Source organism: Nocardiopsis sp. NPDC055824 (assembly GCF_053616335.1).
Genome location: NZ_JBSHDN010000050.1, coordinates 25228 through 36205 on the forward strand (window position 1 = coordinate 25228; position 10978 = coordinate 36205).

A 10978-nucleotide genomic window follows, 5' to 3' on the forward strand; every position below is an offset into this window, starting at 1 on the left:
TACGCCGAACGGCGGCGGCACCACTCCCGGTCGGGAGTGGCTGGCCGCCGCCGTCAGTTCAAACCGCTCTTACCGGTTGTACGGCCCGAAGTCGTACTCCTCCAGCGGGACGGCCTCGCCGGACCCCTGACCGAAGGTGTACTCGCTCGGCTCCTCGTACCCGGAGACCGAGTACATCGAGGCCTTCGCCTCCTCGGTGGGCTCCACCCGGATGTTGCGGTACTGCGGAATACCGGTACCGGCCGGGATGAGCTTACCGATGATGACGTTCTCCTTGAGGCCGAGCAGCGGGTCGCTCTTGCCGTGGATGGCGTTCTCGGTGAGCACCCGGGTGGTCTCCTGGAAGGAGGCCGCCGACAGCCAGGACTCCGTGGCCAGCGAGGCCTTGGTGATCCCGAGCAGCACCGGGCGTCCGGCCGCGGGCTGTCCGCCCTCGGAGACGACGCGGCGGTTGATCCGCTCGAACTTCGGACGCTCGACCATCTCGCCGGGCAGGAGCTCGGTGTCGCCCGACTCCAGGATGTTCACCCGCTTGAGCATCTGGCGGACGATGATCTCGATGTGCTTGTCGTGGATGGACACACCCTGCGACTTGTACACCTCCTGGACCTCCGACACGAGGTGCTGCTGCACCGCGCGCGGGCCCTGGATGCGAAGAACCTCGTGCGGGTTGATCGCACCCTGGATCAGCTGCTGGCCGACCGTGACGTGGTCGCCGTCGCTGACGAGGAGCTGCGCACGCATCGGGACCGGGTAGGCGATCTCGTCCGTGCCGTCGTCGGGGATGACGACGATCTTGCGGCTCTTCTCGGTGTCGTCGATCCGGATCCGGCCCTCCATCTCGGAGATCGGGGCCACACCCTTGGGGATGCGGGCCTCGAAGAGCTCCTGGACACGGGGCAGACCGTGCGTGATGTCCTGACCCGCGGAACCGCCCATGTGGAAGGTACGCATGGTCAGCTGGGTGCCGGGCTCACCGATGGACTGCGCCGCGATGATGCCGATCGCCTCGCCGACGTCCACCGGCTTGCCGGTCGCCATGGAGCGGCCGTAGCAGGTGGTGCAGACGCCGATCTTGGCCTCGCAGGTCAGCGACGAGCGGATGCGCACGCGGGTGAAACCGGCCGCGATCAGCTTGTCGATGTTCTGCTCGGAGGTGTCGCTGAGCGCGGGCAGGACGAGCTTGCCGTCCGGCCCCGTCACGTCCTCGGAGAGGGTGCGGCCGAAACCGGTGTTCTCGACGTTGTGCTTGCGCACGACGGCGCCGGCGGCGTTCTTCTCACCGATCTCGTGCCAGATCGAACGGTCCGTGCCGCAGTCGATCTCGCGGACGATGACGTCCTGCGCGACGTCCACCAGACGACGGGTCAGGTAACCCGAGTCGGCGGTGCGCAGGGCGGTGTCCGCCAGGCCCTTGCGCTGGCCGTGCGTGGAGATGAAGTACTCCAGCACCGACAGGCCCTCGCGGTAGGAGGACTTGATCGGACGCGGGATCGTCTCACCCTTGGTGTTGGAGACCAGGCCGCGGATACCCGCGATCTGGCGCACCTGCATCGGGTTGCCTCGGGCGCCGGACTGGACCATCATCCACACCGGGTTGTCGGCGGGGAAGTTGTCCTCCATGTTCTGCGCGACCTCGGCGGTGGCCTGGGTCCACACCTCGGTGAGCTCCTGGCGGCGCTCGTCGTCGGTGATGAGACCGCGGTCGTACTCGCGCTGGATCTTGTCTGCCTTGCGCTCGTACCCCTCGAGGATCTCCGTCTTGCGCGGAGGCGCGACGACGTCCTCGATGCCGATGGTCAGGCCGGACCGGGTCGCCCAGTGGTAGCCCGCGTCCTTCAGGGCGTCCAGGGTCGTGGCGACCTGGACCTTGGGGTAGTTCTCGGCGAGGTCGTTGACCAGGACCGAGACCTGCTTCTTGCCCACCTGGAAGTTGACGTACGGGTAGTCGACCGGGGTGGTCTCGTTGAAGAGGTACCGGCCCAGGGTCGTCTCCAGGACGTACACGTCGCCCTGCTGCCAGCCCTCCGGCGGCGTCCAGTCCTTCGGGGCCGGGGCGCCGTCGGCGATCCGCAGGCGGATCTTCGCCTGCAGGTCCAGGTCGCCCAGGTCGTAGGCCATGATCGCCTCGGCCGGGGAGCGGAACGCGCGGCCCTCGCCCTTGGCGTCGGCCTTCTCCGTCGTCAGGTAGTACAGGCCGATGATCATGTCCTGGGTGGGCATGGTCACGGGCTTGCCGTCGGACGGCTTGAGGATGTTGTTGGTCGCCAGCATCAGCAGCCGCGCCTCGGCCTGGGCCTCGGCGGACAGCGGCAGGTGCACGGCCATCTGGTCGCCGTCGAAGTCGGCGTTGAACGCCGTGCAGACGAGCGGGTGGATCTGGATGGCCTTGCCCTCGACCAGCTGCGGCTCGAAGGCCTGGATGCCCAGGCGGTGCAGCGTCGGGGCGCGGTTGAGCAGCACCGGGTGCTCGGTGATGACCTCTTCGAGGACGTCCCACACGACCGGGCGGGACCGCTCCACCATGCGCTTGGCGCTCTTGATGTTCTGCGCGTGGTTCAGGTCGACCAGGCGCTTCATCACGAACGGCTTGAAGAGCTCCAGGGCCATCTGCTTGGGCAGACCGCACTGGTGCAGCTTCAGCTGCGGGCCGACGACGATGACCGAACGGCCGGAGTAGTCGACGCGCTTGCCGAGCAGGTTCTGGCGGAAGCGGCCCTGCTTGCCCTTGAGCATGTCGGACAGCGACTTGAGCGGCCGGTTGCCGGGACCGGTGACCGGGCGTCCGCGGCGGCCGTTGTCGAACAGCGCGTCGACGGCCTCCTGGAGCATCCGCTTCTCGTTGTTGACGATGATCTCGGGCGCGCCGAGGTCGAGCAGCCGCTTGAGGCGGTTGTTCCGGTTGATCACGCGGCGGTACAGGTCGTTGAGGTCGGAGGTCGCGAAGCGGCCGCCGTCCAGCTGCACCATCGGACGCAGGTCCGGCGGGATGACCGGGATGCAGTCGAGCACCATGCCCATGGGGCTGTTGGTGGTGTTGAGGAACGCCGAGACGACCTTGAGCCGCTTCAGGGCGCGGGCCTTCTTCTGGCCCTTGCCGGTGCGGATGGTCTCGCGGAGCTTCTCGGCCTCCACGTCCAGCTCGAAGTTGGCGAGCCGGTCCTGGATGGCCTGGGCGCCCATGCCGCCGCGGAAGTACTTCCCGAAGCGGTCCCGCATCTCGCGGTAGAGCATCTCGTCGCCCTCGAGGTCCTGGACCTTGAGGTTCTTGAAGCGGTTCCAGACCTCGTCGAGGCGGTCGATCTCGCGCTGGGCACGGTCGCGGAGCTGGCGCATCTCGCGCTCGGCGCCCTCGCGGACCTTGCGGCGCGCGTCGCCCTTGGCGCCCTGCTCCTCGAGCTCGGCCAGGTCGGCCTCGAGCTTGCGGTGCCGCTCCTCGATGGTGGAGTCGCGGCGCTGCTCGAGGTGCTGCTTCTCGACCGAGATCCGCGCCTCCAGGGACTGGAGGTCGCGCTCACGGGCCTCGGTGTCCACCCACGTGACCATGTAGGCGGCGAAGTAGATGATCTTCTCGAGATCCTTCGGAGCCAGGTCCAGCAGGTAGCCCAGGCGGGAGGGCACGCCCTTGAAGTACCAGATGTGCGTGACGGGAGCGGCCAGCTCGATGTGGCCCATCCGCTCGCGGCGCACCTTGGCACGGGTCACCTCGACGCCGCAGCGCTCACAGATGATGCCCTTGAAGCGGACGCGCTTGTACTTGCCGCAGTAGCACTCCCAGTCCCGGGTCGGACCGAAGATCTTCTCGCAGAAGAGTCCGTCCTTCTCGGGCTTGAGGGTCCGGTAGTTGATGGTTTCGGGCTTCTTGACCTCGCCGTGCGACCACTGGCGAATGTCGTCGGCGGTGGCGAGGCCAATCCGCAGCTCGTCGAAGAAGTTGACGTCGAGCACTTAATTCGTCCCCTGCTCTCGAAATCCGCGGAAGTTAGACCTCTTCGACACTGCTGGGCTCTCGCCGCCCCAGGTCGATTCCCAGTTCTTCCGCCGCGCGGAAGACGTCCTCGTCACTGTCCCGCATCTCGATGGACATACCGTCACTGGACAGCACCTCCACGTTCAGACAGAGCGACTGCATCTCCTTGATGAGCACCTTGAAGGACTCAGGGATACCCGGCTCGGGGATGTTCTCGCCCTTGACGATGGCCTCGTAGACCTTGACCCGGCCCACCACGTCGTCGGACTTGATGGTGAGCAGCTCCTGGAGCGCGTAGGCGGCGCCGTAGGCCTCCAGCGCCCAGACCTCCATCTCACCGAAGCGCTGACCGCCGAACTGCGCCTTACCGCCCAGCGGCTGCTGGGTGATCATGGAGTACGGGCCGGTGGAGCGCGCGTGGATCTTGTCGTCCACGAGGTGGTGGAGCTTGAGGATGTACTTGTAGCCGACCGAGATCGGCTCGGCGAACGGCTCGCCGGTGCGGCCGTCGAACAGGCGCGCCTTGCCGTCCTTGTTGATGAGGCGGTTGCCGTCCTTGTTCGGGCGCACCGACTGGATCAGGCCGCTGAGCTCGTCACCGTGCAGGCCGTCGAAGACCGGGGTGGCCACGCGCGAGTTCGGCGGGACCTCGGCCGCGCCGATCGCGTGGAGCGACTTCTGCCACTCCTCCTCCACCCCCTCGACCAGCCAGCCGTTCTTGGCCAGCCACCCGAGGTGGACCTCCAGGACCTGGCCGACGTTCATCCGGCCGGGCACGCCCAGCGGGTTGAGGATGATGTCGACCGGGGTGCCGTCCTCCAGGAAGGGCATGTCCTCCTGCGGCAGGATCTTGGAGATGACGCCCTTGTTGCCGTGGCGGCCGGCGAGCTTGTCACCGTCGGTGATCTTGCGCTTCTGGGCCACGTAGACGCGGACCATCTCGTTGACGCCGGGGGCGAGCTCGTCGCCCTCCTCGCGGCTGAACACGCGCACGCCGATGACCTTGCCGGTCTCGCCGTGCGGCACCTTCAGGGAGGTGTCGCGGACCTCGCGGGCCTTCTCGCCGAAGATGGCGCGCAGCAGGCGCTCCTCCGGGGTCAGCTCGGTCTCGCCCTTGGGCGTGACCTTGCCGACGAGGATGTCGCCGTCCACGACCTCGGCGCCGATCCGGATGATGCCCCGGTCGTCGAGGTCGGCCAGGACCTCCTCGCTGACGTTGGGGATCTCGCGGGTGATCTCCTCCGGGCCCAGCTTGGTGTCGCGGGCGTCGACCTCGTGCTCCTCGATGTGGATCGAGGAGAGGACGTCGTCCTGCACCAGGCGCTGGGAGAGGATGATCGCGTCCTCGTAGTTGTGGCCCTCCCAGGACATGTAGGCCACGAGCAGGTTCTTGCCGAGCGACATCTCACCCTGGTCGGTGGAGGGCCCGTCGGCGAGGACCTGGTTGGCCTCGACCCGCTGGCCCTCGCTGACGATCGGCCGCTGGTTGAAGCAGGTGCCCTGGTTGGAGCGCTGGAACTTGCCCATGCGGTACGTCTTGCGCGTGCCGTCGTCCGCCATGATCGTGGCGTAGTCGGCGGTGACGTCCTCGACGACGCCGGCCTTCTCGTTGAGGATGACCTCACCGGCGTCGGTCGCGGCGCGGTACTCCATGCCGGTGCCGACGAACGGCGACTCGGCGCGCAGCAGCGGCACGGCCTGGCGCTGCATGTTGGAGCCCATGAGCGCGCGGTTGGCGTCGTCGTGCTCCAGGAACGGGATCATGGCGGTGGCGACCGACACCATCTGGCGCGGCGACACGTCCATGTAGTCGACCTCGTCGGTGCTGACCTGCTCGAACTCCCCGCCCTTGCGGCGCACGAGCACGCCGGCCTCGGCGAAGGTGCCGTCGGCGTTCAGCGGCGTGTTGGCCTGCGCGATGACGTACAGGTCCTCCTCGTCCGCGGTCAGGTAGTCGACCTGGTCGGAGATGCGCCCGTCGATGACCTTGCGGTACGGGGTCTCCACGAAGCCGAAGGAGTTGACCCGCCCGTAGCCCGCCAGGGAGCCGATCAGACCGATGTTGGGACCCTCGGGGGTCTCGATCGGGCACATGCGGCCGTAGTGGGAGGGGTGCACGTCGCGCACCTCGAAGCCCGCGCGCTCACGGGACAGACCGCCCGGACCCAGCGCCGAGAGGCGGCGCTTGTGGGTCAGGCCCGCGAGCGGGTTGGTCTGGTCCATGAACTGGGACAGCTGCGAGGTGCCGAAGAACTCCTTGATGGAGGCGACGACGGGGCGGATGTTGATCAGGGTCTGCGGCGTGATCGCCTCGACGTCCTGGGTGGTCATCCGCTCGCGGACGACGCGCTCCATGCGGGCCAGGCCCAGGCGGACCTGGTTCTGGATGAGCTCGCCGACGGTGCGCAGGCGGCGGTTGCCGAAGTGGTCGATGTCGTCGGTCTCGATCGGGCGGAGGCCGTTGACGGTCTCCTTCTCCACCTCGCCCGCGTGCAGGCGGACCATGTAGTCGATCGTGGCGACGATGTCGTCCTCGGTCAGCGTGCCCTGCGTGTAGTCGGCGTCGAGGCCGAGCTTCTTGTTGATCTTGTAGCGGCCGACCTTGGCGAGGTCGTAGCGCTTGGGGTTGAAGTAGAGGTTCTCCAACAGCGCCTGGGCCGACTCCTTCGTGGGCGGCTCTCCGGGGCGCAGCTTGCGGTAGATGTCCAGCAGCGCGTCGTCGGTGCCCGCCGTGGGGTCCTTCTCCAGCGTGTTGCGGATGGACTCGTACTGGCCGAACCGCTCCAGGATCTGGTCGGTGGTCCAGCCCAGCGCCTTGAGCAGGACGGTGACGCCCTGCTTGCGCTTGCGGTCGATGCGGACGCCGACGAAGTCGCGCTTGTCGACCTCGAACTCCAGCCAGGCGCCGCGGGACGGGATGACCTTGCAGCCGAAGAGGTCCTTGTCGGTGGTCTTGTCGACGGACCGGTCGAAGTAGACGCCCGGGGAGCGGACCAGCTGGGACACGACGACGCGCTCGGTGCCGTTGATGATGAAGGTGCCCTTGACGGTCATGAGCGGGAAGTCGCCCATGAACACCGTCTGGCTCTTGATCTCACCGGTGTCGTTGTTGATGAACTCCGCCGTGACGAACATCGGGGCGGAGTAGGTCATGTCCTTGTCCTTGCACTCCTCCTCGGAGTACTTGGGCGGCTCGAACCGGTGGTCGCGGAACGAGAGGGACATGGTGCCCGAGAAGTCCTCGATCGGGCTGATCTCCTCGAAGATCTCTTCGAGACCGGACTGCTCCGGAACGTCCTTGCGGCCGGCGTTTCGGGCCGTCTCGACCCGGGTCTTCCACTTGTCGTTGCCCAGCAGCCAGTCGAACGACTCGGTCTGCAGGGCCAGAAGGTTCGGAACCTCGAGGGGTTCCTGGATACGGGCGAAAGAAACGCGGTGCGGACCAAGGGCGTTAGCGGAGGCGTTGCGCGAGGCTGCCAACAGGGGTCCTTCCGAAGGCTTGTGGCGGTTGAAGCGCGCACGCCAGACGATCCGTCACGAGAGGGACCGCCGCAACGCGGTTGAGACGGTCACATCGAGCGGGTGACGGGCCACCGTATGTCCAGAAATGGGATGGGTGGCAGCCGTGCACCGGCACAGGGATCACCAAAGGGCAGCGCAAAAGAGCAGTGTAGCCGAACACCACACCGCTGTCCACTCACGGTCCACAGCGCAACTCACGACACCGGCAGGATCACCCGTGAAGGGCGATCCGTCAAGCCCGGCCGTCGTCCCGCGCGGCCCGCGACGGAGAACCTCCGACCGTGGACCAGCCCCTCCGCCGTCTCCGGCACAGGGGTGTCCGGCCTCGGGCCGTCTGCCCGTCCGCTCCCCCGAGGGGGAGCCGTCCGCCGACGGACCGGCTCCGGTCCGCCGTCCCTCACAACCCTCGGGATCGCCCTCGACCGGGATCGGTGGAGCTGGCGCGCCTGCCCTGGCCCCAGGGGGTTGTGAGCCCGTCGGACACCCGAAAAGGTTCCCCCGCGGGGGGCGGGTAAACCCTCTCCCGGGGCCTCGTCGGGATTCCCGGGACGGGAGATTACCGCGTCCGGGGGACAGTTCGCACACGCGGCCCCTGACCTGGTGCTCCCGAACCGCCCCAGCTTCGCACACCCGGCGGAGCGAACGGCGTCGGAACACGGCGCACCCGGGGAGAGGGGACCTTCGTCGCACGGGTCCGGGACCAGGGGCCCTGTCGCGGGGGGCGCGGGGAGGGGCTGGGAGGGGCGGGGCGCCGCCGGGGAGCGCGGGGGGCCGCCGCCGCACCCGCGGGGCGCGGCACCCGGGCCGAGGGGGCCGGGCCCCCGCGCCCCACGGCCGGGCCCCGGGAACGCGAACGCGGCCGCCCCTCCCGGAGGAGGGACGGCCGCGTGGAGCAGACCAGCGGGCCTGTGCGGCCCGCGGAGGACTACTTGAGGGTGACGGTGGCGCCGGCGCCCTCGAGAGCGGCCTTGGCCTTCTCAGCGGCCTCCTTGTTGACGCCCTCGAGCAGCGGCTTCGGAGCGTTGTCGACCAGGTCCTTGGCCTCCTTGAGACCCAGGCTCGTGAGGCTGCGGACCTCCTTGATGACCTGGATCTTCTTGTCGCCGGCGGACTCGAGGACGACGTCGAACTCGTCCTTCTCCTCGACCTCGGCCGGAGCGGCACCCGCGGGGCCGGCGACGGCGACGGCGGCCGGGGCGGCAGCGGTGACGTCGAACTTCTCCTCGAAGAGCTTCACGAAGTCGGCCAGCTCGAGAAGGGTCATCTCCTCGAAAGCGGCAAGCAGGTCGTCGTTGCTGAGCTTCGCCATGATGCGGTTTCTCTTTCTCTACAGACACGCGCGCCTGTCGGCATCACGTGCGAGCCTTCGGCGGGGCGCCCTCGGCGCCCGCCGCGGTTCAAAAGGTTCAGGCAGCTTCCTGGGAACGCTTGTCCGCCAGGGCCTGCGCGAGGCGCACGGCCTTGGAGGGAAGCGCCTGGAAGACGGCGGCGGCCTGGCCCTGCTTGGCCTTGAGCGCGCCGGCAAGCTTCGCGAGGAGAACCTCGCGGGACTCCAGGTCGGCCAGCTTGGTGATGTCCTCGGCGCTCATCGACTTGCCGTCGATGATGCCGCCCTTGATCACCAGGGGCGAGTTCGCCTTCGAGAAGTCGCGCAGACCCTTGGCGGCCTCGACCACGTCACCGTGGACGAAGGCGATGGCGGACGGGCCCACCAGAAGATCCTGGATCTCCTGGTCGACGCCGGCCTCCTTGACCGCGATCTTGGTCAGCGTGTTCTTGACGATGCGAAAACGCGCGTTCTGGCCGAGGCTGTTGCGCAGGTCGGTGATCTGCGCGACAGTGAGCCCCCGGTATTCGGTCAGCACGGCGCCGCTCGACTCACGGAATTCCTCCGTGAGTTCGGCGACCGCGGCTGCCTTGTCCGGCCTCGCCATGGGACTCCTTCCAACATTGACTTCGATCCCGCGCCTGACGGCGGGGTGTCCCGCACCTCGCGGGGCGGAGTTCCTGACTCGTGCGCCGGAAACCGCCCCGGGCGGACTCGGAACGGACCCGCTCCGGCTCCGCCTGCCTTCCGGCCGGGGCCCGGTGGACCACCGGTACCGGCCGGTGCGGGTACGAGCGCCGGTCGGTTCCCAAGGACTCGCGCGATCGGCGTCAGCACGAGAAAAAGCCCCGAGCGCCAGGCGCACGGGGCACGACCGCGTTCTCTCGGCGCGGAGTGCGCGCCCGGAACGGGAAAGCTCTAGTGACACCTGCGCGGGCGCCCATCGCGGATGGGTCCTTAGGGCCACCCCTGCGGGTGGCGACCAGCGGTCTTCGGCAGCCTCCATCGTAACCGACGCCCGGGGGTGCTCGTCCCCTCCGGCGGAACCGCCGGTGTGATCGCGCGCACCCCGCGCACGCGCGGGGACCGTCGGTACATGTGCCGGACCGGCTCCAGGCTGTCCGCGCGCCCCGCGCACGCGCGGGAACCGTACGGGGAGACCGGCCGTCGAAGGGGCACTCGCGAATAATCGACCGATATGTCGGTTGTGTGCGGGAAGATGTCTCCCGGGCGCCCCCGCTCCCGGACGCGCCCGTCCCCCACCCGAAGAAAGCGGAACACCTTCGTGAAGACGCGTATGCCCTCCCTGCTCACGGCGGGAACCCTCGCCCTCGCCCTCACCGCCTGCGGCGGCGGCGCCCCGGAGGAGGAGGCGGTCGAGGTCGAGGCGGCAGAGGAGCCCGGAGAGGGCGGCGGTGTCCTGGACATGCTCGCCGAGCTCGCCTCGAGCACGCAGGAGGTCACCAACTACACGCTGGACCTCGACCTGTCCATGCCCGACCCCGAGCTCGGCACCGTGGACATGACGATGACCTACGAGGTCATGGACGACCCCGAGGCCGCGCAGGTCACCATGGTGATGCCCTTCGTCGGCGAGATGCTGCTGGAGCTCGCCGCCCTGGGCGGGGAGGACCCCGGCCTGACGGCCGAGGAGCTCGGCACGACCGTCCTCATCGTCCCCGCGGAGGGCGAGTCCCTGGTGTCCAACCACAACGGCCTCCAGGAGGTCGACACCCCCTGGGCCCGCGGCGTCCAGGACACCGCGGAGCTGGGCCCGCAGGAGATGTTCGACATCGCCTCGCTGCCCGACCTGGTCGGCGCCTTCGCCGAGATCGACCAGATCGAGGCGGCCGGCACCGAGGAGGTCGGCGGTGTCGAGACCACCCTCGTCGAGGGCACGATGACCACCGAGGAGATCGACGCCCTGGACGCCGAGCAGAAGCTCGCCGTGCTGGAGCTGATCGGTGACGTCAGCGGCTCCGTCGACGTGTCCATCTGGGTCGGCCGGGACGGCTTCCCGATGCGCCTCGACTTCTCCGACGAGGAGGCCGACGTGTCCATGGTCTTCTCCGAGCTGGGCGAGACCTCCTTCGAGATCCCCGGCGAGGACGAGATCACCGACCTGTAGGGGCCCGGTACGAGGAACGGCCCCCGCGTCC

At 68.5% G+C, this 10978-nt stretch carries 5 protein-coding genes; 1 reads left to right on the top strand and 4 read right to left on the bottom strand.

Annotation, left to right across the window (positions count from 1 at the left end; genetic code table 11):
* Positions 1 to 69: 69 nt before the first annotated feature.
* The 4 genes from ACWGL3_RS13275 to rplJ all read right to left on the bottom strand — a co-directional run bounded on the left by ACWGL3_RS13275 (position 70) and on the right by rplJ (position 9426).
* Positions 70 to 3948, bottom strand: coding sequence for a DNA-directed RNA polymerase subunit beta' (locus tag ACWGL3_RS13275; protein WP_267946696.1), 3879 nt, complete (start codon positions 3946 to 3948; stop codon positions 70 to 72).
* Positions 3949 to 3982: 34 nt separating this feature from the next.
* Positions 3983 to 7450: a DNA-directed RNA polymerase subunit beta gene (gene rpoB, locus ACWGL3_RS13280; RefSeq protein WP_267946697.1), complete on the bottom strand. Its 3468-nt coding sequence runs from the start codon at positions 7448 to 7450 to the stop codon at positions 3983 to 3985.
* Between the two features lie 967 nt (positions 7451 to 8417).
* Positions 8418 to 8801 (bottom strand): 50S ribosomal protein L7/L12, encoded by a 384-nt coding sequence (gene rplL, locus ACWGL3_RS13285; RefSeq protein ID WP_267946698.1) that lies wholly within the window; start codon positions 8799 to 8801, stop codon positions 8418 to 8420.
* Between the two features lie 97 nt (positions 8802 to 8898).
* A complete protein-coding gene (rplJ, locus tag ACWGL3_RS13290) occupies positions 8899 to 9426 on the bottom strand; it encodes a 50S ribosomal protein L10 (protein WP_267946699.1) in 528 nt (175 codons plus the stop codon).
* Positions 9427 to 10104: 678 nt separating this feature from the next.
* Here rplJ and ACWGL3_RS13295 point away from each other — a divergent pair.
* Positions 10105 to 10947 (top strand): LolA-like protein, encoded by an 843-nt coding sequence (locus ACWGL3_RS13295; protein WP_344180386.1) that lies wholly within the window; start codon positions 10105 to 10107, stop codon positions 10945 to 10947.
* Positions 10948 to 10978: the final 31 nt, after the last annotated feature.